Source organism: Mycobacteroides sp. LB1 (assembly GCF_013449725.1).
GTDB lineage: Bacteria > Actinomycetota > Actinomycetes > Mycobacteriales > Mycobacteriaceae > Mycobacterium.
Genome location: NZ_JACCFF010000001.1, coordinates 1,790,670 through 1,813,357, shown reverse-complemented (window position 1 = coordinate 1,813,357; position 22,688 = coordinate 1,790,670). Strand labels below are relative to the sequence as shown.

Below are 22,688 nucleotides of genomic sequence, written 5' to 3'. Positions count from 1 at the left end.
TCTGGAATCAGTGGGGGCGCAGGACAAGCACCAGATTACTCACCAGAACCTCCCGCACAGCGGGAACTTTGGCTATCCACCATGCCCATTTGGGGTGGTAGCGGGGAAATGCGGCAACCAATGCGCCTGTTCCGTGGGCCCACTCAAGCCCGTCGCGCGCCGATACCGGGAAAAGTGACGACCCGTAGTTGTTCTTGGGCGGGTGACCGTGCTTGCGGGTGTACCAACGGGCGGCGCGGGCGCCGCCGAAGTAATGGGTCAGGCCCATTTCGTGGCCGCCGAAGGGACCGAGCCAGACGGTGTAGGACAACACCGTCAGCCCTCCGGGTCGAGTGACCCGCAGCATCTCCGCACCGAGCCGCCAGGGCTCCGGTACATGCTCGGCGACGTTCGAGGACAGGCAGATATCAACACTGGCGTCGGCGAGTGGTAGAGCCATGCCGGACGCCCGCAGATATGCGGCGCGCGGGTCCCTTATGCCGTCTCCTGCTGCGTGCATCTCCCGTGGATCGGGTTCGACACCCAGGTACCGGGCTCCGGCGTCGGCGAAGGCCGAGGCGAAGTAGCCGGGCCCGCCGCCGACGTCCAGCACGGTACGGCCCTGCAACCCGTCGCCGGTTGCCTGTTGCCATAAATCGGTGACCAGGTGAACTGTGTCCTGCGCCACGGCACCGTAGAACCGCTCTGGCGCACTCTGCTCGTAGCGAAACGAGGCCAACAGGCTGGCTGAACGCCGAATAGTGGCTCGATGCGCAAACAGATCGGTGATATCCGGCACGGGTTCTCGTTCTGCTCGGTCTTCATTTACGGAACACGGAATTTCTGGAGGCCCACCCTAACGGCCTAGGGTGCTTAGCGGTGTTAAGCGAAGTGTCAGATCAGCCGGGCCTCCCGCGGGAGGTCCTCATGTTGTGCTGGCGTGACACCGACCATCCGCAGGGCGGCGGTAGCGAGACCTACCTGCAGCGCATCGGCGCGGAGCTGGCGGCATCCGGGGTGAAGGTGACATTGCGATGTGCCGCCTACCCCGGCGCGCCCCGCCATGAGGTGGCGAACGGAGTGCATATCTCGCGCGGCGGCGGGCGATTCACGGTGTACCCGCGTGCACTGCTGTCGCTGCTGGCCAGTCGCGTCGGCCTGGGGGCGCTGCGTGATGTGCGCCCCGATGTCGTCATCGATACCCAGAACGGCATCCCCTTTTTTGCCAGCACCGTGGTGACGGCGCCCGTGGTGATGCTGGTACACCACTGCCACCGAGAGCAGTGGCCGGTGGCAGGCCAGCTCATCGGCAGGCTGGGCTGGTGGCTGGAGTCGCGGTTGTCTCCGCGGATGCATCGGCGCAATCAGTACTTGACGGTCTCGCAGCCATCTGCGTCCGACTTGGTGGCGCTCGGTGTGGAACCCGGACGGATTGCAGTGGTGCGCAACGGTATCGATCAGATACCGGATCCGTCGGTGGTCGACTCGCTGGAGGGTGTGCGCAGTGAAACGCCCCGAGTCGTGGTGCTCTCGCGCTTGGTGCCGCATAAGCAGATTGAGCACGCACTGACCACGCTCGCATTGCTGCGTGACCATGTGCCCCATGTGCATCTTGATGTTGTCGGAGATGGCTGGTGGATGGATCCGCTGGTGGGACATGCTGCACGGCTGGGTATTTCAGAGTCCGTGACATTCCACGGGTACCTCGGTGAGGAAGCCAAGCATCGAGTGCTGCAACGTGCCTGGGTGCACCTGATGCCGTCACGCAAGGAGGGCTGGGGCCTGGCGGTCACCGAGGCTGCGCAGCATGGGGTGCCCACTATTGGCTACCGCTCCTCCGGTGGGCTTACCGATTCGGTCACCGACGGCATCACCGGTCTGCTGGCGCGCGACCAGGATGAGTTTGTCCGGCATACTGCGACGCTGTTGGCGGACAACAAGCTTCGTTACCGAATGGGCGAGGCGGCGCGGGCTCGCTGTGCCGATCTATCGTGGCAGCGCAGCGCGGCCGGTGTGTGGACCGTGCTTAAGGCGGCGGTGCTGGGCATCCCGGTGTCGGGGATTGTCGGTGACGAGCCGGTGGTGGCTGCGCCCGTCGAAGTTCCCGCCTGACGTACCGATCAGTCCGCGGAGAGATGCCGGGCTGCGAGGGTAGCCCCGATGCGGGTGCGGACGGTCGATCTCGACGACTACAGCTTCACCTCTGGTGGCGGCGCTCCCGCAGCCCGGTGACGGCCGCGGCGCCGCCCGCCAGCAGGAGCGTGACCCAAACCAGATGTGCGGCGATGACAGCGATGCGGCGGCTCAGGGAGGCCGCAATTGGTGCCCACGGGCCAGGTACTCGGTAAAGCGCGATATCGCCGTCCCGGTACACCGGTTCCAACTGGGCCAGCGTCCTCGACGAAAGCCCTTGTTCACCAGGAGTGTTTGCCTGCACCACTACCCAGCCGATGCCCTCGGCGGACAACTCGCGGGGCGCGGCCCCGGCGCGTAACAGCTCCGCGACGCGACGTCCACGGCCGCCGTCCCCGCGCACATCCTGTCCGTCAACGCGGAGGTCGCCGCTGGTCACCGTGTCCGCGCGGATCCAGCGGGGGAATGGATCCAATACCGGGATCGACGAAGGGCCCCAGGGGTATTGCCGCAAGGTCTCGGGTGGCAGCACGGCTACCGGATGCGGTTCGGCATTGATTTTGGCGGCGATCGCGCCCCATCCTGCGGGGTACGTCACCGACTCCACCCGGCCGCCGACTCCCCACGCCAGATCGGGCAGCGTGAATACCAGTGCCGCGCACGCCAGCCCGGCCGCTACCCACTGAGAGGGTCTTTCGCGCAGCGCGGTCACCGCAGCGGCACCGGCTACTGCGTACGCCGGCATCGCCAATGCCACCCATTTCTGGCCGTCGCGCAGTATGCCCAGCCCGGGCACCTCGGTGATGAGCCAGGTGGTCAGCGTCAAACCCGGCCCCGTCGCCAGCAGTGTTGGAATAACCACGGCCGCAATGGCAATGCCGATCAACCCGAACGCCGTTTGGGTGCGCCACAGGACCGTCACTCCAACCACCACCACGATGAGCAGCACCGCGGAGAAGGCCAGCGCGAACAGTGTCGAGCGTGAGGCGGGTACCGCCGAGGCATTCCACATGCCGCCCAGTGAGGCCAGGCTGCCGAGTGTGCTCAGTCCCGGTTCGGCGCGGGCCGCGAAGGCATGGACACCGGCCTCGTCGCCCGCAGGTATGGCGGTTCCGAGCCCGGATGCCACCAGCCACGGCATCGCGGCCAGAATCGCGACAATGGACACGCTGCCCGCCAATCGTCTACGGGAGCAACCAGTCCCGTTGCCTGGTGCGGCAATAGCAGCCATACCGACGATCAGTGCGAGCACCGTACCGGTGGGTGTCAACCCGGCCAGCGCGATCCAGAACGCGAGTATGCACCATGCCCCGACATCCGTCGCCGAGCGCAGCCGGGTGACCGTCAACGCGATCCACGGCAGGCAGCCGTAGCCGACCAGCAGACTCCAGTGCCCCTGTAGAAGCCGCTCGGCCACAAAGGGATTCCAGACCGCGATGGTGGCCGCTACTAGCTCGCCGGGGACCCCGGCGGCCGGAACCAGGCGGGCCGCCAGGCGCGCCGCTCCCCAACCGGCAAGCCATAAGCCCACCGCGAGAAGGGCCTTGACGAGAACTCCGCCGTCGACAAGCACCGTCATGACCGCGATGAAGAAGTCCTGGGGCACGGCGCGTGGCGCCGCTTCGGTGACCCCCAGTGCCGTATCGGTCAGGTACGACCGCGGTGTCGAGACGGCGTCGCGGATCAGCAGATAACCCGGTGCGGCCAGCGGCGCGGTAATCGACGCCGCCAAGACCAGTGCGTACAGCGGTGCAACGATGACGCGCTTGTGCGAAGAGCGTCTGGTCGAGTGGCCGGTGCGGCGCAAGACGTCCCGGCTAGAGGTGGTTTCGAGGAGACGGGAACTTGTCGGTGTCCGCCTCGCTGGCGGACGGTTTCTCCGGGCCACGACGGCCGAAGAAACCATGGTCGACCGTGTCGAGCCCAGGATCGATCAGCGCCGACTCGGCCCGCAGGCTGAACGAGCCGAGCAGGCCGCCACCGACCAGTGCAACGACGCCCAGGGCGGCGAAGGTGATAGGCAAGATGTTCGACCAGATCGACAGGCTGTCGCGCGTATTGCGAGCCGCCTTCACCTGGTTCTCGACGGTCTCGTCATTAGACTGCACCGTGTAGTCAACCATCGTGACCTCGGGCTTGACCGCATCGCGTGAGTAGTACTGCATCGCATGCTGTTTGCTCTTGACGATGATCCCGCTGACCGGGTCGACCCAGAACTCGCGCTGCGCCGCGTAATAGCGGGTCATGGTGATCTCTTCGTCTTCGTGCTCGGCCTCGACGCCCCACTGCGAAGCGCGGGCCGTCACCTTGCCGTCCTCGTCCTTGTCGTATAGCGACGGGTACGCGACCGGCTCCACCAGCTTGCCGTTGGCGTCGTAGCCCACGTTCTGGGTGAAGTGATACGCGGTGAGTCCGTTGACATCCTCTTCGCCGGTGTAGTTGGCGTCGAACGCCTTCTGCGCGATCACGTCGAAGTACTGATACGTCTTCTTCTCGGTGTCGAAGGGGAACCGATAGCTCAACCCCTCGTGCTTGAGCGCAATGGTGGTCGGCGGTGTCTCGTCCTCGATGGCGCGCGGCTTCTGCACACTGCCACCCGGGTTGTCATCGCTGGCGATGGCCTCGGCGGAGTGACGGTCCACGGTGACGGTGTCGACGGTGGCGAGGATCAGCCCGGCGTCGCCCTGCTTGTCGGTCCGCCTCAGGGTGATACCGGCCTGCAGGCCGACCTTCGTGGCGTCGGCAGGGCTAACGGTGCTGATCTGTTCCTGCAGTGCCAGCGGCCTATCGGGATCCGTCACGAACTTTTGGCCGGACAGCGACGCGGGATCCAGGGCACGGCCCTTGCCCTCGCTCACCAATGTGGCGTCCCAGTCGAGCGGAATCTTCGCAAGCCGGTTGCTGGTGTAGGTACCGAGCAACAGGGCGGCGATGATGAGAGCCGAACCGAGTCCCAGCAGCCCGCACGCTGCGATACGCATCATGACTCCGCGGTTCACGGCTGCTGACCCTCTTTGCGCAAGCGGCTCATCGGTCGCCGAACCCTCCTTAACGTGCAGTAACCCCGTGCTTGACGGCATGTCATGCCCAGGGCAAATCTGTTTGACCCTAACAGCCGCCGCCGCAGGGTGGTCATTTGGCGATCGTACGGATTCAGGGTTCAGGTTCTGGTCAAATGCCGCCGGATCGACTTAGAACCGTACCCTCGGCGGGGTGACAACAGCGCAGTCATCGGCTCCGGCCGGCTCGGCCGTCCATGCGCGGGGCTTCGTACCTGCGTTGGAAGGTATGCGTGCCTGTGCCGCGATGGGGGTTGTGGTCACGCACACCGCGTTCCAGACGGGCCACAACGGTGGCGTCGACGGCCGCATTCTGGGTCGCTTCGACCTGGCTGTGGCCGTGTTCTTCGCGCTATCGGGATTCCTGTTGTGGCGGCCCCATGCACTGGCAGCGCACGGCGGGCCCGCGCCCGCTTCCACCGGCCGGTACTTGGCGTCGCGGTTCGTTCGTATCGTTCCGGCCTACCTGGCCGCTGTTTTCGTGGTCCTGTTGCTGTTGCCGGACGCGGCGGGAGCCCGCGGAATCGTCTGGCTGGCCAACCTGACGCTCACGCAGCTGTATATCCCGCTAACACTGACGGCGGGTCTGACGCAGATGTGGAGCCTGGCGGTGGAGGTCGCGTTCTATCTGGCGCTGCCCATTATCGCGCTCCTCGTGCGGCGGATGCCGGTCCGGTGGCGTGCCCCGGTGCTGCTGATGGCCGGGGTGGCCAGCCTGGGTTGGTCGTTCATCCCCTTCCACACCGCCGTCGGTATCAATCCGCTGACATGGCCGCCCGCCTTCTTCTCGTGGTTCGTCGCGGGCATGCTGCTGGCCGAGTGGAGCGCCGCCCCACCCGCCTGGACACTGCGTTTGGCCCGCCGCCGGGTACTGCTCGCGGGCGTCGCCCTCGTGGCGTTCGCAGTGGCGGCATCACCGCTGGCCGGGCCGGAAGGGCTGATACAGGCACCGCCGCACCAGTACGCCATCAAGATTGCGATGGGTGCGACGCTGGCCTGGGCGCTGCTCATGCCGCTGACCCTGGATGCCCCCGGCACCGGACACCGCGTGCTGGGCAGCCCGCTCATGGTGACCTTGGGACGTTGGTCGTACGGCCTTTTCATCTGGCATCTGGCCGCGTTGAACATGGTCTTCACCGTCATCGGGAGGTTTCCGTTCAGCGGTCACTTCCCGCTGGTGCTGATCCTCACCCTGATATTCGGCTTCGCGATGGCCGCCGTCAGTTATGCGTTGGTCGAATCGCCGTCACGGGAGGCGTTGCGGCGCTTCCAAAAACGGCGCAACGGTACTCGGGAAGGCAACCGTACTGCGGCCACTGACACCGTGGTCACCGAGATGAGCGCCAGTAACTGAATCCACCACGAGTGTCCGGTGTAGCCGCCCACCGATCGCCACGGATGACGTGAGAGAGCCGCCCCCGCCAGCAGGAGGGAGCCGCCCGCGATGTACGCCCCGGCCGCGGTGAGCGCGCGTAGCGATATACGTGTCCACACCTTTACCGCCAGCACCGTCAAGCCCACTGCCGCGCCGGCGATGCCACTGACGGCGGTGAGAGCCGCCAGCACCGCGACACCTGCCGCAGGTCCGGAACGCCATGGAATCACTAAGGGTTTCAGGGGAAGAACGACTTTCCGTCGCACCGGCAAGAAGGCCAACAGCGCGAGGAGTGGAAGCAGGGCCAGCCCGCCCACGAGGCCCATTCGGTACCACGTGTTGAGGCCGAAGGTCAGTGTGATCGGTCCGCCGTCGCCGGCCGGAACAAGCCACCCTTGCTGCCAGCCGTTGACGCGTATCGGTGTGAGCGTGTGCCCGTCCTCATCGCGGGCAACCCACCCGGGGTTGATGCTTTCGGGTACGACAAGTACCCGGTCGCGGGGTGCCGGTTCCGCCGTGACCTCGCGCCGGTCCGGCCCCCACGTACCCTTAGGCGCGGTTGTTGCAGTGGTGGCGGGCGGGATGACGCCGGGGGCGGTGAGTTGCACTCCGTCGACCAGGAACTGCTGGCGCGGGTTGACGGTCACCTCTTGTGGCCCAGCGCCGGTCGCAATCGGGATGGCATCACAGGGCGTGGCCGCAATGACGTTTCCTGCCAACAGATCGCGCACCGTCGTCGTGATGGACATGGGTATGAAGCGCCCCGCGAGCGCCAATACCGGTCCGCGATCGCATCCAATGATGATCGTGCGGTTGCCGTTCGCCTCGGCGTTGGTGGGGGCAATAGGCTGGGCGTTGGTGTCCAGCGCAACCACCTCGGCGATACCGGGCGGCTTGAGCTGATCGAATCCGAGTGCGGTGCGGTCGATGATGTCGGTCCAGTCCATGACCGTGATGGTGATCGTGTCCGTGACGGCCGGATGCAATGCCAGCGTGGTCTCTGAGGCCTTCGGGTCGACGTTCCTTACCTGAGGTCCGTCGCCGAGGTTTATGGCCACCTGTTTAGGGTGCGTGGGTACCTCGGTCCTGCTGGGCTGTAGCCGAATACCGCCGACTGCAACGGGTTTCGGTAACTTGATGATGAGCGAGGGCAGGTGCTGGCGCAGCACCGAATTCTGTGGTGCCGTCCAGACGGTGCCCGGATCGCCGTCGGTGGCCGCGTACGACGAGCCCCGCGGATCGATCACATCAGAGTCCCCGGACGCGACGGTGGTGCCCGGCTGCTGGGTCAGATCACGCAACTGTGGCCCCGGGCGGGACCGCACCCAGACCTTCGGTAGGAGCGAAAGAGGTTGGGGGACTGTCAGTGTCCTGATGAAGGTGCCGGGCTCCTCGGGTGCAAGCGATAGCGTCGCCGCGCAACGCAGCCGCTGCGGTGAGGGGGCGCATCCCGATCGGCCCTCCAGCGGCGAGCCCAGGTCCCAGCCGAGCACACCGGCTCCTGCAGGGGGTGTGGGGATGGTCGCGCTATGGCGGAGATCAACGGAGTGGGCGTACCCGGCGGCATCGTATTGAGTGAGGGATAGCTCGGTGATGCCGAACTGCACCCCGGAGGTGCCGTCGTCGGTCCCGGTGGCGGTGACCTTTACCCAGGTGGTTTCCCCTGGCCGCAGCGCGATATCGAGGGGCTGGCCCGGCTTGTCGTACCGCACCGACGTCGTGCCATTGTCGGTCTCGACCTCCAACCGGCGCACCTGGGCGCCGAGGGCGGTAGCGCTCGGCGTGACGGTGAGGATCGCGTTGGTGATGGGCCGATCCAGGTCTACCCGGATCCATTGCCCCAGAGCGGCTTCGAGGGAGTTGCTGACCCAGCTGGTCGCATTGTCCCTGTCGATGACGGCGGCCGTGCTGGTTCCCGGCGCCACATTGGGCAGGCCCGTCGAATCCGATGCGGAGCTGGATGCCGTGATGGTCCCACCCGTCCAGCTGCCGTTCACGGAGGGAACGCCGGTGGCCGGGTAGTCGGGCACCCGGTTGAAGGTGCGGCGTTTGTCACCGGGTGCGCGGATGGCTGAGGAATGGTCGTCAACACGTCCGTAGTCGGTCTCGCGAGCCAGCGGACTGTCGGTGACCACCGTCGCCCCTGGGCGCAGGCCTGCGTGGGTGGCATCGGTCGCCAGTAACGCGGGTCCCAGCGGTTGTTGGCCGAGCTGACGGCGGCGCTCATTCAACCGAAGCAGCGCCTCCGGTCCGCCCGCGACCAGAGGCATGCTGTTCAGATCGGCGAAATAAGGGTCACCGTAGTGCTGTAGGTAATAGGGCAGGTCTGGATGTCGCCGGCCCTGCGGCTGCACGGCATAGATCTCTATGGCCGGATACTGGGGGCGCAGGTCGCTGTCGGCGACAAAGCCCTCCACCGTTCCGGCGCCGACCGGATCGCCGAACTGGGTGACCTTGGTGAGGCCGGGGGATCCCTCGATGGTGCGGTGCACCAGTATCGGCCGCGCCGAACGGGAGGTGTCGGGGTCAAGATCATTGCGCACCACCAGATAGGAGATGCCCTGCTGTGCCAGGGTGTCGGCCAGCCCGTCCGAGGAGCGACCGGCGGCGAACAACTGCTGCACCGAGTCGATGGCGCGGATTGTCTCCGGCGGTGTCAAAGGAATGGAATCACGTACACCCCAAGGTGTTTGACCCAATACCTGTAGGGGCTCATCACGGGTAAGACCCCAGGTCTGGATGGCAAACGGGGCCCCCGGCACCACAAGTGCTCGCCCGCCGTCGTCATGATCGGCCAGCCAGCGGGCCGTGTCCTTCCAGTAGTTGGGGATCTCGTCGAACCCGCCGCGGGGTACCAACCGGCCCGTCCATGCCAGCGATGTGCTCGCGATGAGTGCGACCAGCAGCGCGATCCCGAAGGCGACCCCCCGGTTGCGTTCTGGACGTGCCAGTGCCGCGAGCCATTCCCGCGCGGAGACGCTGGCGGGCAGTGGTGTTCGTGATAACGCATGAGCCAGGCCGAGAATCAAGGGCAAGCGGATCAGTGGTTCCAGCTTGTGTACGTTGCGCAACGGAGTGCCGCTTGCATCCAGGAAGAATTGAATCTGTTGGGCCACAGGCGATCCCATTGCGCCGGTGTATCCGGCCGTGAGCAGCACCAGACCCACCAGAAGTACAGCGACAAGGCGTCCGCGAGCCGGCATACCCCGCATCGCCAGTCCTGCCATGCCGCCAGCCGCCACCATCGCGGTGGCGATGACCATGGCCGACTGGGTGACCAGCGAGGCACCCGCGGTCGCGTCCGGGGCCACAAACGGCGTCCAACTGTCGGTCCCACGCAGCACCTCGGTGAGTGAGGTCCACTGTGTGGTGACCCCGGAGGACTCGATGAAGTCGAGGAAACGTGGGCTGATCTTGCCGAAGATGAGCAGCGCGACGATCCACCACGAGGTGGCCAGCGCCAGACCGGGAATCCACCATGCCGTGAATCGCCACCAGGTCCGGTTTGGTTTGTGCGCCAGCCACCAGATGACGGCAACGCCACACGCGAGAGCGGTGGCGACGGCATTGACCGCACCCATCAACGCCACCGCGAAAGCCGACAGCGCCGCCGCTCGGCGAGGGGACACCCGGCCCTGGAACGTCAGGATGACCGGTAACAGCACCCACGGGGCCAACATCATGGGCAGCGTCTCGGAGGAGATGGCTCCCAGGGTTGTCAGCACCCGTGGTGAGAGCGCGAATGCGACCGCGGCGAAGATCCGGGAGCCGCGGGTGCCGATACCGAGCGCTTCGGCGACCCGGATGACGCCCCAGAAGCCGGCCACTATAAGTAGCGCCCACCACAGTCGTTGGGTTACCCAGGCCGGCACCCCGAGGAGATGCCCCAGTGAGAACACGGCGCCATGCGGAAAGAGGTATCCGTACGCCTGGTTCTGCGCCTGCCCGAACGGCAGGTCACTGCTCCACAGGTTCAGTGCCCGTGCAGCAAACCGCAGCGGATTGATCGCCAGATCCAGTTTGGTGTCCGGGGATATCTGTCCGGGTGATTGGGTGAAGGTCAGCAGCAGCGCGAGCGCCGAGGCGACCGCGAGCCATCGTCGGCTTAGCGGGGAGGAGTCAAGGCGATGAGTCAAGGCATATCGAATGCGGCGGGGTGTCGTCGGTCGCCGCGGAAGGTCAGCTCCGGTTGCCGTAATCGGGCCGGTTGAGGATTGCCGTCGAGGGATCGATTCCGGTCACGGCCGGCTTCTTGTCCTGCTCGACGGAGAGCGTCACGCCGAAGACGGCGGCGGCGCCCAGCAGCAGACCGATCAGCACGCTCGCGGCGGCCGGCACCACAAATCTGGTCATCGGAGCTCCTCTGGGTCGTGCAGATACCAGCGGCCAAACTAGCACGTTCGATATTGGTCCCGATTATGGCGCGACAACCCGACCTGATACTGCAACGATCAGTTGGGTATCGCAGACGAGGGTAAGAGGATGGCAAATGAGCCTTTCGTGGCCCCCTTTAACCACGTCGATGCGCTACTGCGTACCGGCCCGATCATGGTGAACGGTGAGAGCCTGGCCCGGCGGATGGCCGCATATGGTCGCCGATACCTTTTCGTGCGGAATAATGGGCGCCCATGACCGGTCCATACAACTACGGACCGGCGCCGGACTATGACGCGGAGTTCGCCGCCGCACGCAACCCGGCGCTACCGCAGGATCAGTTGTTGCGGCTGTGGCACACGCGCCCCGATCTACGTGAGGCCCTGGCCCAGCTGCCCGCCTGTCCGCCCCATCTGGCGGCACAGGTGCAGTTCTCCGATCCGTGGCGTGACCCCAATGCACGATCGCATCGCGGCATCGTCATGGCATTCGCGACGTTGGCCGGTCTGTTGGTGATCGTCGGACTCGGTTACGTCGGCTACATGGCAGTACGTCCCACTGGTTCCACCGAGCAGACACACGGGATGCTGCCGCCGGACGACCCGAAGACGACGAGCAGTTCCGCGGTGACCTCCACGACGGCTCCCGCGCCTCCATCGGGCCCCCTCAAGGCGGTCGACGTGTCCACCAATTGCGTTCAGGCTGAGGACGGCACCGACAGCAATGGGGCGAAGTACATCTACGACCCCGCTAAGGCATTCGACAACGATCCGCTCACCGCTTGGCGATGCCAGTGGAAGGAACAAGACGGTCAGTCGATCACGACGAAGTTCGACCATCCCATGCTCGTCACCGCGGTCGGTTTGATTCCCGGTTACGCCAAGACCGATATAGACGGATCCGACCGATTTGCCCAGAATCGCAAGATCACAAGGGTGCGTTGGGAATTCAGTGACGGTAGTTCGGTCAAGCAGCAGGTGCCGGTGAGCCGTGCGCTGGCAAGCATCAAGGTGAATGTGGTGACCGATTCGGTGACCATGGTCATCGAGGCCACCGAACCCGGTGTGTCGATCGTGAACAAGAACGGGCAGCGCCAGGATGCCTTCAACGGTCTGGTGTCGGTGAGCGAGATCGAGATCATGGGCACCCAGCCTCCGGCCGGCCAGGCACCTCCACCGGCACCCGCGCCCCAGCCTGGTCAGGTAGCACCCCCGGCTCAGACGCCACCGCCGAATCCGGCGCCCGCGCAGCCGTAGCGCGGCGTATCCAAAACCGGCTGGGTGCTTAAGGGTTCATTGCCAGGAATTGCGGTTACGTTGGACGCATGGCTGAGCTCAACCGCAGAACTGTGCTGACCGCCGGTGCCATCACCGCAGGAGCTGCCGCGGTCGGTTTCGGAGGATACGAGATGCTCCGCAAGCCGGGACGCAGCGACTCGTCGGCATCCGAAGAGGGTAAACCGAACATCCTGGTGATCGTCGTGGATCAGATGCGGGCCCCGCAGTGGTTCCCTGATATCCAGAAACTCACCAGCATTTTGCCGAATCTCAGCAGATTGCAAAGGGACAGTGTCACTTTCGCATCGCACTACACCGCGTCGAACATGTGCACCCCATCCCGAGGCGCCATGACCACGGGGTTGTATTCGCATCAGACCGGATGCCTGTTCACCGGGGAGGGGCCGAGCGAATCGAGCCTGGCCCCGCAGTTCCCCACCTGGGGCACCATGCTGCGCCAGCAGGGCTATCGAACCTGGTGGTGGGGTAAGTGGCATCTCGGTCACTGGAGCGACAACACGCCCGAAGGTCTTGATGCACACGGCTTCTCCGGCGGAACCTTCCCCTCGCCGAACGGCATGCCGAATCAGGGCCTGCAGAAGGATCCGGGCATCGTCGATCAGTTCGCCGGATGGTTCGACGCCGAGGCAGGCAAGGGCCCCTGGTGCACCACCGTCTCCCTGGTGAACCCGCACGACATCTGCTGGTGGCCGAAAAATCCGCTCCCCGAAGATGTTCCGCACTGGTTCGATGCCGTGCCCGTCAATTTCCAGACGCCCGATGAGCTGCGGGCGCGGCATAAGCCGCAGTTGCAGATCGACTATGCAAATTTCATGTCGCCGATCATGACGGGGGCGATGACATATGCGGGCCCGGATGTCGCTCGCCAATGGGCTCGCTGCCTGGACATGTATCTGTGGCTGCAACAACAGGTGGACGCCCAGATCGGGCGGGTGCTCGAGAAGTTGGCATCGCGTCAGGAGGTGGAGCGCAACACGGTGGTCGTCTTCACCTCCGATCATGGGGAGTACGGCGGTTCACATGGGTTGCGCGGCAAGGGGGCGACGGCGTACGAGGAGGCCATCCGGGTTCCGCTGTACATCCGCGATCCACGTGGTGTGCTCACTCCCAAACCGGGGGAGACGCGCAATCAGTTGACCTCGAGCGTCGACCTCGCACCCCTGCTGCTGACGATCGGTTCCGGTGGCAACGGCTGGCGCTCGGATCCGCGCTACTCGTACCTGGCCGCGCGCGCCGATATCGCCGATATCGCTAAACGCAATGCGGCAGGGCGTAGGTGGATCGCACACGTCACCGACGATATGTCGGTGGAGGAGATGGCCACCCTACTCAAGGATCCCCGGATCCGTGCGGTGATGGGGGAGAACGCTCCCACCGAGATCCCCACCTCGGCGCCGAGTCATATCGTCGCGGTCCGAACCGCAGAAGCCAAGCTGGCCACCTATTCGTACTGGAAACCGGGCGGCATGCAGATCGACACCTCGCGGCCGACGGACCACGAATTCTATGACTACTCAACACCTTCCGGACAGCAGGAAGTCGAGAACCAAGCGGGACGTGGCGGAAGGGAAGCCGAGCTGCAGGCACTTATCGACAACGAGGTGCTGCCCGAGGTGCAGGCCCCTTTGCCGACATTCCTGGGTGCGGCGCAGGAGCAGGGCCTGGCCGATATGCAGAAGCTGATGGTGCTGCGCGGCGGGTAATCCTTGTTCGCCGCGTGCTCATTTGGGTGGAAGCGAACCGGCGTAGACCACGGCACGTTTCACCCACGGTTCCAGCTGCCGCTTGGTGCGCACGCTCTCGGCATCAATGCTCAGCCAGCCGTCCATTTCGCGTCCACCCATCACCATCCGAGTCACATGTGACTTGCTGACCAGTGTGTCGGTGTCGTGGGGGTCGCAGCGTGCCAGCAGACCGTCCCCGCGTTTCGCGGCGACGGTCATATGCCCGTCCACTAGGAACGCCAGCCCACCGAACATCCGTTTCTCGGTGACACCCCTGGTCGTGGCGATCACTTCGCGGATGCGCTCAACAAGGTCCTCGTCATAGGCCATGGGCCAATTGTCCCGCGCTGTCGATTTCGGTACCTGCCGTTCGTGGTACTTGCAGAACTCCCGACACCTGAGAGGCACCATTGGCCCGTGGCGCAAGACGATATCGGCCGGATCTTTCGCGAGGAGTACGGCCGTACCGTGGCGACGTTGATCCGTTACTTCGGCAGCATCGACCTGGCCGAGGACGCCGTGCAGGAGGCGTTCGAGGTGGCCATCGCGAAATGGCCGCAGGATGGCATCCCGCCCAATCCCGGTGCATGGATCACCACGACGGCCCGCAACCGCGGCATCGACAAGCTGCGTCGCGACCAGCGGCGCGACGAACTGTCCGAAGAGGCAACAACTCTCTTGGAACAGTCGCGGGAACAGCCGGAACCGCAGGAGGTGGGTCCGGTGCAGGATGACCGCCTGCGGCTGATCTTCACGTGCTGCCACCCGGCGCTGTCCCCTGAAGCGCAGGTCGCGCTGACACTGCGGTTGCTCGGTGGGCTCACCACGGCGGAGATCGCCAACGCGTATCTGGTGTCGGAATCGACCATGGCAGCGCGTATCACGCGCGCTAAGAAGAAGATCGCATCGGCGGGAATTCCGTACCGGCTGCCCGCGGATCACGATCTGCCGGACCGGCTGTCGTCGGTGCTCGCCGCCCTCTATCTCGTCTATAACGAGGGCTACGCGGCCTCCTCGGGTACCTCACTGACGCGCACGGACCTCTCCGGTGAGGCGATCAGGCTGGTGCGGGTGCTCACAGATCTCATGCCCGACGAACCAGAGGCGGTGGGACTACTGGCATTGGTGCTGCTTACCGAGGCCCGCCGGCCTGCACGTACCGATACCGGTGGAGCGCTCGTGCTGCTCGCCGATCAGGACCGCACTCAGTGGAACCACGAGATGATCGACGAGGGCCATGAACTGGTACGACGCTGTCTGAGGCGCAACGCGCCGGGCCCGTATCAGATCCAGGCCGCCATCAATGCCGTCCATGACGATGCACCCTCGGCCGCGCGTACCGATTGGGGTCAGGTCGTCGCGCTGTATGACCAGCTGACGGTGTTCACCCCCACCACCGTCGTAGCCCTCAATCGTGCGGTGGCCATTGGTGAGCGCGATGGCGCGCAGGCCGGGCTGGATGCGATCGAGTTGCTGCGGCAGGATCTCGATACCTACTACCCGCTGCATGCCGCGCGCGCCGATCTGCTCACCAGACTCAGCCGAAATCGGGAAGCCGCAGACGTCTACCGAAAAGCGTTGGTACTCACGGATAACGAGGTGTTCCGCGGGTACCTCGGTGACCGGCTGGCCCGGCTGGATTAGGCGATGCCCTTACGGTCCAGCCAGGCAAGTGAGTCATCGATGAGCTGTGCTGTTCCGCTGTCCACGATGAGTGAATGCCCGCGATCGACATACGGGAGGTACTCGGTGTCGGCGCTGGATTTCCGGTACTGCTTGAACGTGGAGCGAGTCAGGACATCGGGGACCGTATGGTCCAGCTTCCCGGACATCAACAGCAGTGGGCCGCGCTGGTTGTTCTGCGTGTTGACGGCCGCAGCGGAATTCGGTGTGAAGTTTCCGAGCGCGAGTTGGAACAGTGGGCGTGCGGGGCTCGGAATCGTCCATTGGTCGAATAAGGAGTCGGACTCGTCCTGAGACACCGCATTGGCGAACGCGTACCGGAACTGTTTCCGGTCGAGTGACACCGCGCGGTGCAGGTTCCTCGGGTCACTTAGGAAGGCGATGGTCGATCGGGCCTGTGCCGGTCCGATTGCTTTCACACCTTTGATCTGCCCCGGGCCGATGGCGATTGCCGCTGACCCGAGGTCCTGGCCGAGCAGGTGCTGAACGATGAAACCGCCGACCGAGTGACCGATCAGGATGGGCTTGGCCGGAAGGGTCTTGATCAGGGTCGCGTGATGTGCGGATATCTCCGCCAGCCCGACGCCGGCTTGTGCCTCTGGCTGCCGGCGGGCCGCAGTCAGAGCATCCGGCACCCCGGGCCATTCGGCGAGTATCGGATCGAATCCCGCCGCACTGAAACGGTCGGCCCATAATTCCCAGCTCGTCGAGTGCAGCCACAGGCCATGGACAAAGACGACAGGTGTTCTTGTTGTGCTCATTGACGGCCTCTCCGAGGGTATTTCGGGCTGAGTGGAGTGCACAAGATTCTGGTTACGGGCGTGGCTATAACTTACGGGAAGGCGGCGAGATCCACTGGGAATCCTCAACCGAGCTCGTCTGTGCGGCGGTCAGTCTGACTACGGGTCCATGACACGATGGCCCCATGAGAATGCGTGCAGGGGTAGTACTGACCGGTCTCGTCATCACGGCACTCACGGCCTGTGGTGGCAACACCTCGGAGTCGCCGAAGGATTCCGCGACGCCGTCGTCATCCCCGAAGGCGCAGGCCCCGGCTACGGCCGCACCCGCGGAGGACCTGGCCTGCCTGAGCACCCGCGACAGGTTGGCACAGCTGCTCATGGTGGGCATAAAGGATGCCGACGATGCCCGCAAGCTGGTACGTGACCATCACGTCGGCGGGATCTTCGTCGGCAGCTGGACAAACAAGGAGATGCTGCAGGACGGCTCCCTGCACGACATCATCACCGGGGGCCCGATACCGGCCGCGGTGAGTGTCGACGAGGAGGGCGGCCGGGTGTCGCGGCTCAAGGATCTCATCGGTCCCGCACCGTCCGCCCGCGAACTGGCTGCGACCCAGACACCGGAACAGGTGCAGGCACTGAGCCAGGAGCGCGGACAGAAGATGAAGGACCTCGGCGTCACCATCGACTTCGCCCCCGATGCCGATGTGACCGACGGCGATCCCGACGGTGCGATCGGTGACCGGTCCTACAGCGGTGACCCGGAGAAGGTCACCGAGTACGCCGAGGCCGCCGTGCGCGGATACCAGGCCGGGGGCGTACGTACCGTGGTCAAACACTTCCCGGGTCACGGCCATGCCTCGGGTGACTCGCACACCAACGGCGTAGTGACGCCGCCGCTGGATCAGTTGCAGGACAACGATTTGGTGCCCTACCGCGCGCTGGTGACCAGCGGTGCCGCCGTGATGATCGGTCACATGCAGGTACCCGGGCTCACCGGTGACGACCCGGCCAGCTTGAGCCCCGCCGTCGTCGACTTGCTGCGTAAGGGAACCGGATACGGAGCGCCGGCGTTCGACGGTGTCATCTTCACCGACGACCTATCCTCGATGGCCGCCATCACGGACCTTTTCCCGATCGACGAGGCAGTGCTCAAGGCCATCAAGGCCGGGGTCGACTGGGCGCTGTGGGTGAGTACCGAGAAGGTTGGCGCGGTTCTCGATCGTCTCGAATCGGCCTACAACGCAGGCGAACTGAACGCCGACGCGATCAACGCATCAGTGCGCCGGGTGTTGGCCTTCAAGGGCGTTCCCGCCTGCGGTTAGGCCGGCCCCAGGGAGACCGGAAGACTGGACAGCCCGTGGATACCCATCCCGTCGAAGTACTCCGGCTCGCCGACCAGTGTCAGCTGCGGGAAGCGCTCGAAGAGTGACTGCAGGGCGGTATGTAGTTCGACACGCGCCAGCACCTGACCCAGGCACACGTGAATTCCCGTGCCCAGCGTGATGTTTTCGCGCGCGTTGGGGCGGGTGATATCGAAGACATCCGGGTTATCGAATACCGCAGGATCGCGGTTGGCGCCGCCGAGAAGCAGCAAGGCCGACTGGCCCGCCTCGATGGTGTGTCCCTCGATCTCGACGGTCTCGGTGGCGACGCGGGCTGACCACTGATTCGAGGTGTCATAGCGCATGAGTTCCTCGATGGCATTGGGCCACAGCTCCGGGTCTGCACGAAGCGCCGCCAGCTGCTCGGGGTGGCGTAGCAGTGTGACGATCGCCTTACCCATCAGGTGCGTGGTGGTGACGAATCCCGCCCCCAGGAACACCGCGAGGAACATCTTCAGCTCGAAATGGCTCAGATCGCTGTCGAGGAGTGCTGCGGCCAGCTCACTCTCGGTTCCCTCGCGGCGCAGCCGGGCGACATGGTTCTCAAGGTATTCGTCGATCTCACGTAAAGCCGTTGTGCCGTCCTGGTATTCACGCCAGGACGGTGCGGTGGTCGCGATCAGCCGGATCGCTCGATTCATCTCCGTGTAGAGCAGCGAATAGTCCTGCGGGGGGACGGCGATCATCTCGCCGATCACGGCGATCGGGATCTTCGCGGTGTAATCGGGGATCAGATCCGGATGTGGACGCTGCTTCAGCGCATCAAGGTGGCCGTTCGTCACCTCCTGAATGCGTCCGCGGAGGCTCTCGATGGCACGCGGGGTGAACGGGGCGGCGACAAGACGCCGCAGCCGCCCGTGGTCCGGCGGATCGGTGATCAGGATGGACGGGGGCTCGGCGGGATTGAGCAACTGCGGATCGCTCCACGCGGCCAGCCGCTGAATGAGTGGCGATGAGGATCGATGTTCGGGCTTGAAGGTGACGAACCGGTTGTCGCGAAAGATCGTTCGGACGATCTGTGCGTCCGCGGTGATCCAGCCATCCCCGAACTGCGACATCCTCCCGCGGTTACGGATCCGGTCGATGATGTTGTAAATGTCCGCTGCCCGGGCGGTATCGATCCCCAGCTCCGCGACCGGTTCACCCTGGCGGACAGCCCGTTTCAGGAACGCACGGGCTATCCCGTGCGTCACCGCCCAATGCGTGCGCTGTTTGATCCGGTCCCGCATACGTCCGATCCCCGTGTCGGCTCACTCGATGCCGAACGGACACCGAGCAATATCGAGATTAGCTGCTGGCCCGCACTCGGGCACGGCCGAGGTTCACCGGCAGGCTTCCGAAGCCGTGCAGGTTGACGTGATGACCGGGGGTGGGCTCGGCGGTCAGGGTGAGCTCGGGGAACCTTTCGAAGAGGGACTGCAGCGCCACCGCCCCCTCCATCCGGGCCAGGCTCGCACCCAGGCAGACGTGGATGCCGCTGCCGAAGGCCACGTGCTCACGCGCGTTGGCGCGAGCCACGTCGAAGACATCGGGCTGATCGAAAACGGCCGGGTCGCGGTTGGCTCCACCGAGTAGCAGGATGGCCATGGAGCCGGCGGGCAGTGTGTGCCCTTCGAATTCGACGGTCTCGGTCGCCACCCGCCCGGTGACCTGCACGGGGGAGTCGTAGCGCAGGACCTCTTCGATGGCGTTGGGCCAGCCCTCGGGATTCTCGCGCAGGTAGGCGAGCTGTCCGGGGTTGCGCAGCAGGGCCACGATGCCGTTCCCGATGAGGTTGACCGTCGTCTCGAATCCGGCACCGAGCAGTAACGCCATGGTGGCCTTGAGCTCACGGTCGTCCAGGTCGCCGTCACGCACGATGCTCGCCAGGATGCCGTCGATAGTGGGGTCCTGCGCGAGCTCGCTGCGGAGTCGGATCAGGTGGGCGTCGAAATAGCGGTCGATCTCGATGAGTGCCTGGGTGGCGTCTCGGTAGGCCGACCAGGTCATACCGATATCCAGCAGTGCGGCCCCGTGGTTGCCCCACTGGAGAAGGAAGGGAGCATCGGCGCGCGGTACGCCGAGCATCTCGGCGATGATTGCCACGGGCAGTTGAGAGGCGTAATCGTCGAGCAGGTCGGCGTGCTCTTTCCGTTCCAGGTTCTCGAGCAGTTCGGTGGTCACCTCGCGGACGCGATCCTCCAGCTTGCGCACCGCGCGTGGTGTGAACGCCTTGGAGACCAGCTTGCGGAACCGGGTGTGTTCGGGCGGATCGATGGCCAGCATGGCGGGCGGCTCCACCGGGTTGGGTAGACCGGGTTCTGTTTTGGCGAAGATCCACCGGCTCAGCGCCTGGGGGAGAACCGGGGAGGGAATGTTGTTGGGCGCCAGGGTGATGAAACGGCTGTCCCGCAAGATCTCGCGGGTTTGCATCAGGCCGGTGAAGACGAGACCCGTGGCGCGGGCCGGAGCGATCGGCCCATGAGATCGGATCTCTTCGATGTACCGATAGTGGTTCTCGGCGCGGTCCGGACTGAGGAACAGGGCGGCCAGCGGCATCTTGCCTACCTGGGTCAGTAGTCCAGCGCGACTGATGCCATGCATGGTCACCCACCGCGACCAGTACTTGATTCGATCCCTGGCCCGCATATTTGCCTCCCACGCTGGATGCTATTTGTCACGAGTCTAATAGTGTGCGGGCGGGAAGGGAATGCCGAAAACGCCCGCACCTTCCAGGGAGTCCAGAGTGGGGACGGCCCAGATCTGTTACCGAGGCGCATCAAGGTGGTCGTACTCGTCACATCACTTCGCCGAGGTGTTTAAGGGCACAGTGAACAATTTGCTCCAAGGCCCCTCTCTGCACCGCTTCCTAATGAGACTTCTAGTACCGTTTAGCACTGGTACGTCACGTACCATCTGCGTTCGGTCGGGACCGTAGCAAACCGTGATGCAATGATTCATTGCTGCTTGTTTGACCGGCCATCGTAGTTACGGCTACGCGGAGGTTGCGATGAAGTCACTAGTGGCAGGGTTGCGTGTCGAGGAGTATCTGGACGAGACGGGCGCTATCTCCTTACCGGATGGCTATACCGTCAACCACTATCTCGAGTGCGCTGTTGACGGGGAACACGACACTTTTGCCTACCGTTATGTGGATTTCAGCAACGACCCTGACGGCGAACCGAACGACCTGAACTGGCCGCAGCTTCGTGCCCGCTCCCGCGCGGTCGCGGCGAGGCTGCAGCAAGTGACCAAGCCGGGTGATCGGGTCGCGATTCTGGCCCCGCAGGGCCTTGACTATGTGATCGGCTTCTTCGCCGCTATCGAGGCCGGGAACATTGCAGTACCCCTCTTTGCCCCGGAGCTTCCCGGCCACACCGAGCGGCTCGACGCGGTGCTCACCGATGCCCAGCCGACGGTTGTGCTGACCAACGAGGCGGCCGCCGAATCGGTCAGCAGCTTCGTGCGCAGGCTGCCGCGCGAGCGCCGCCCCCGGATTGTCGCGGTGGATGGCGTGCCCGATTCGGTGGGTGCAACGTATGTCCCGGTGACGCCGGATACCGATGACATCGCGTACTTGCAGTACACATCGGGATCTACGCGGGTGCCTGCCGGGGTGGAAATCACCCATCGCGCGGTGATGACCAACGTGCTGCAGATGGTCATCTCGGTCGGCCTGGATGTGGATGTCCGGGGAGCGAGCTGGCTGCCGCTGTACCACGATATGGGCCTGCTGATGCTCATGTTCCCGCTGTGCGGCGGCCGGATGACGCTGATGTCCCCGATGTCGTTTGTGCGCCGGCCCGGCCGCTGGATCCAAGAGCTAGCGGCCGCAGCCCATCTGGGCCGCACCTTCGGTGCCGCGCCCAACTTCGCCTTCGAGCTCGCCGCCGAGCGGGGTCTGCCCAAGGACGACCAAACCCTGGACCTGAGCAATGTGGCCGGGCTGATCAACGGTTCCGAGCCGGTGAGTATCTCCTCGATCCGTAAGTTCAACGAGGCTTTTGGCCCATATGGACTGCCGCCCACCGCGATCAAGCCCTCCTATGGCATGGCCGAGGCGACGCTGTTCGTCTCCTCCATCGCCCCCGACGCGGAACCCTCGGTCATCTATATGGATCGTGAGCAGTTGGGCGCCGGTCACGCCGCCCGGGTGGATGCCGCTGACGCGAATGCAGTGCCGCAGGTGTCCTGTGGGCAGATCGCGCGCAGCCAGTGGGCGGTCATCGTCCACCCGAACGCCGACAGCGAACTACCCGACGGACAGGTCGGCGAAATCTGGTTACACGGCAACAACATCGGGCGTGGGTACTGGGGCCGCCCGGAGGAGACCGACCTCTCGTTTCGTAACAAGCTGCAGGCACGGCTGGACGAGGGCAGCCACGCGGACGGCACCGAACCGGGGGCCAGCTGGTTCCGCACGGGCGACCTCGGCGTCTATGTGGACGGTGAGCTGTACATCACCGGGCGGGTCAAGGATCTGGTGATCGTGGACGGCCGTAACCACTACCCCCAGGACATCGAAGCCACCGTCGAAGAAGCCTCCCCAGCGGTGCGGCGCGGTTTCGTGGCGGCGTTCTCGGTGCCTGCGGGCTTCGACGCGGGAGATGGGTTCGCCGAGAAGCTGGTCATCGTCGCCGAACGGGCTGCGGGTGCCGGCCGGGCCGAACCCGGGCCCGTCATCGTCGCTATCCGGGCTGCCGTTTCTCGTCGGCACACCTTGCCCATCGCCGATGTCCAACTGGTCCCGGCCGGTGCTATCCCCCGTACCTCCAGCGGAAAAATCGCCCGCCGCGCCTGCCGCCAGGAGTATCTGGACAACAAAATCGGGACGCACGGCTCGTAGATCGGCTGGCAGCAGCGAGGTCTTCCGGCGATCTCTTGCCGATTTTTCGATGAGGTGTCGATTCGGGGGAGGTCTATTCGTGGTGAGGTTGAAGGGCAAGCCGACGGGGC

At 64.9% G+C, this 22,688-nt stretch carries 15 protein-coding genes and 1 pseudogene; 7 read left to right on the top strand and 9 right to left on the bottom strand.

Annotated elements, in window-relative coordinates:
• Nucleotides 1–7: 7 nt before the first annotated feature.
• The gene (locus tag MLB1_RS08820; RefSeq protein ID WP_180749268.1) at nt 8–778 is read right to left on the bottom strand and encodes a class I SAM-dependent methyltransferase; all 771 of its coding nucleotides are present in this window, start codon (nt 776–778) and stop codon (nt 8–10) included.
• A gap of 80 nt (nt 779–858) precedes the next feature.
• On the opposite strand from MLB1_RS08820, the gene MLB1_RS08815 reads away from it, so the two are divergent.
• Entirely contained in the window at nt 859–2,091 is a 1,233-nt protein-coding gene (locus MLB1_RS08815) for a glycosyltransferase family 4 protein (RefSeq protein WP_371750575.1), read from the top strand.
• Nucleotides 2,092–2,176: 85 nt separating this feature from the next.
• Here MLB1_RS08815 and MLB1_RS08810 read toward each other — a convergent pair whose 3' ends face one another.
• Together MLB1_RS08810 and MLB1_RS08805 are read right to left on the bottom strand one after the other, a co-directional pair.
• Complete coding sequence (locus MLB1_RS08810) at nt 2,177–3,844, bottom strand: hypothetical protein (RefSeq protein WP_180749780.1); 1,668 nt, start codon at nt 3,842–3,844, stop codon at nt 2,177–2,179.
• Nucleotides 3,845–3,929: 85 nt separating this feature from the next.
• Nucleotides 3,930–5,111 (bottom strand): DUF3068 domain-containing protein, encoded by a 1,182-nt coding sequence (locus MLB1_RS08805; RefSeq protein WP_180749266.1) that lies wholly within the window; start codon nt 5,109–5,111, stop codon nt 3,930–3,932.
• Between the two features lie 214 nt (nt 5,112–5,325).
• On the opposite strand from MLB1_RS08805, the pseudogene MLB1_RS08800 reads away from it, so the two are divergent.
• Nucleotides 5,326–6,450, top strand: a pseudogene (locus MLB1_RS08800) (acyltransferase family protein); the annotation flags it as partial.
• Here MLB1_RS08800 and MLB1_RS08795 read toward each other — a convergent pair.
• Nucleotides 6,396–10,682, bottom strand: a complete 4,287-nt coding sequence (locus MLB1_RS08795; protein WP_180749265.1) for an alpha-(1->3)-arabinofuranosyltransferase — start codon at nt 10,680–10,682, stop codon at nt 6,396–6,398. The pseudogene MLB1_RS08800 and the gene MLB1_RS08795 overlap by 55 nt on opposite strands.
• A 43-nt stretch (nt 10,683–10,725) precedes the next feature.
• The gene (locus MLB1_RS08790) at nt 10,726–10,899 is read right to left on the bottom strand and encodes a DUF2613 domain-containing protein (protein WP_078360726.1); all 174 of its coding nucleotides are present in this window, start codon (nt 10,897–10,899) and stop codon (nt 10,726–10,728) included.
• A gap of 275 nt (nt 10,900–11,174) precedes the next feature.
• On the opposite strand from MLB1_RS08790, the gene MLB1_RS08785 reads away from it, so the two are divergent.
• Both MLB1_RS08785 and MLB1_RS08780 read left to right on the top strand, forming a co-directional pair.
• Nucleotides 11,175–12,176, top strand: coding sequence for a hypothetical protein (locus MLB1_RS08785; protein ID WP_358145684.1), 1,002 nt, complete (start codon nt 11,175–11,177; stop codon nt 12,174–12,176).
• Between the two features lie 68 nt (nt 12,177–12,244).
• A complete protein-coding gene (locus MLB1_RS08780; protein ID WP_180749264.1) occupies nt 12,245–13,921 on the top strand; it encodes a sulfatase-like hydrolase/transferase in 1,677 nt (558 codons plus the stop codon).
• 18 nt (nt 13,922–13,939) lie between these two features.
• Here MLB1_RS08780 and MLB1_RS08775 read toward each other — a convergent pair whose 3' ends face one another.
• The gene (locus MLB1_RS08775; RefSeq protein ID WP_180749263.1) at nt 13,940–14,272 is read right to left on the bottom strand and encodes a TfoX/Sxy family protein; all 333 of its coding nucleotides are present in this window, start codon (nt 14,270–14,272) and stop codon (nt 13,940–13,942) included.
• An 87-nt stretch (nt 14,273–14,359) separates the two neighbouring features.
• On the opposite strand from MLB1_RS08775, the gene MLB1_RS08770 reads away from it, so the two are divergent.
• Entirely contained in the window at nt 14,360–15,586 is a 1,227-nt protein-coding gene (locus MLB1_RS08770) for an RNA polymerase sigma factor (protein WP_180749262.1), read from the top strand.
• On the opposite strand, the gene MLB1_RS08765 is transcribed toward MLB1_RS08770, so the two are convergent.
• Complete coding sequence (locus MLB1_RS08765; RefSeq protein WP_180749261.1) at nt 15,583–16,386, bottom strand: alpha/beta fold hydrolase; 804 nt, start codon at nt 16,384–16,386, stop codon at nt 15,583–15,585. The two genes, MLB1_RS08770 and MLB1_RS08765, sit on opposite strands and share 4 nt — an antisense overlap.
• 170 nt (nt 16,387–16,556) lie before the next feature.
• On the opposite strand from MLB1_RS08765, the gene MLB1_RS08760 reads away from it, so the two are divergent.
• Nucleotides 16,557–17,693 (top strand): glycoside hydrolase family 3 N-terminal domain-containing protein, encoded by a 1,137-nt coding sequence (locus MLB1_RS08760; protein ID WP_180749779.1) that lies wholly within the window; start codon nt 16,557–16,559, stop codon nt 17,691–17,693.
• Here the strand turns inward: MLB1_RS08760 and MLB1_RS08755 are convergent.
• A complete protein-coding gene (locus MLB1_RS08755) occupies nt 17,690–18,982 on the bottom strand; it encodes a cytochrome P450 (protein ID WP_180749260.1) in 1,293 nt (430 codons plus the stop codon). The genes MLB1_RS08760 and MLB1_RS08755 overlap by 4 nt on opposite strands.
• 58 nt (nt 18,983–19,040) lie before the next feature.
• The gene (locus MLB1_RS08750) at nt 19,041–20,381 is read right to left on the bottom strand and encodes a cytochrome P450 (protein WP_180749259.1); all 1,341 of its coding nucleotides are present in this window, start codon (nt 20,379–20,381) and stop codon (nt 19,041–19,043) included.
• Between the two features lie 361 nt (nt 20,382–20,742).
• Here MLB1_RS08750 and MLB1_RS08745 point away from each other — a divergent pair, with 361 nt between their 5' ends.
• The gene (locus tag MLB1_RS08745) at nt 20,743–22,578 is read left to right on the top strand and encodes a fatty acyl-AMP ligase (RefSeq protein WP_180749258.1); all 1,836 of its coding nucleotides are present in this window, start codon (nt 20,743–20,745) and stop codon (nt 22,576–22,578) included.
• Nucleotides 22,579–22,688: the final 110 nt, after the last annotated feature.

Coding starts and splice junctions, on each gene's coding strand:
- MLB1_RS08780 (WP_180749264.1), top strand. CDS start 12,245: ATGGCTGAGCTCAACCGCAGAACTGTGCTGACCGCCGGTGCCATCACC.
- MLB1_RS08755 (WP_180749260.1), bottom strand. CDS start 18,982: ATGCGGGACCGGATCAAACAGCGCACGCATTGGGCGGTGACGCACGGG.
- MLB1_RS08785 (WP_358145684.1), top strand. CDS start 11,175: ATGACCGGTCCATACAACTACGGACCGGCGCCGGACTATGACGCGGAG.
- MLB1_RS08790 (WP_078360726.1), bottom strand. CDS start 10,899: ATGACCAGATTTGTGGTGCCGGCCGCCGCGAGCGTGCTGATCGGTCTG.
- MLB1_RS08760 (WP_180749779.1), top strand. CDS start 16,557: ATGCGTGCAGGGGTAGTACTGACCGGTCTCGTCATCACGGCACTCACG.
- MLB1_RS08765 (WP_180749261.1), bottom strand. CDS start 16,386: ATGAGCACAACAAGAACACCTGTCGTCTTTGTCCATGGCCTGTGGCTG.
- MLB1_RS08750 (WP_180749259.1), bottom strand. CDS start 20,381: ATGCGGGCCAGGGATCGAATCAAGTACTGGTCGCGGTGGGTGACCATG.
- MLB1_RS08745 (WP_180749258.1), top strand. CDS start 20,743: ATGAAGTCACTAGTGGCAGGGTTGCGTGTCGAGGAGTATCTGGACGAG.
- MLB1_RS08775 (WP_180749263.1), bottom strand. CDS start 14,272: ATGGCCTATGACGAGGACCTTGTTGAGCGCATCCGCGAAGTGATCGCC.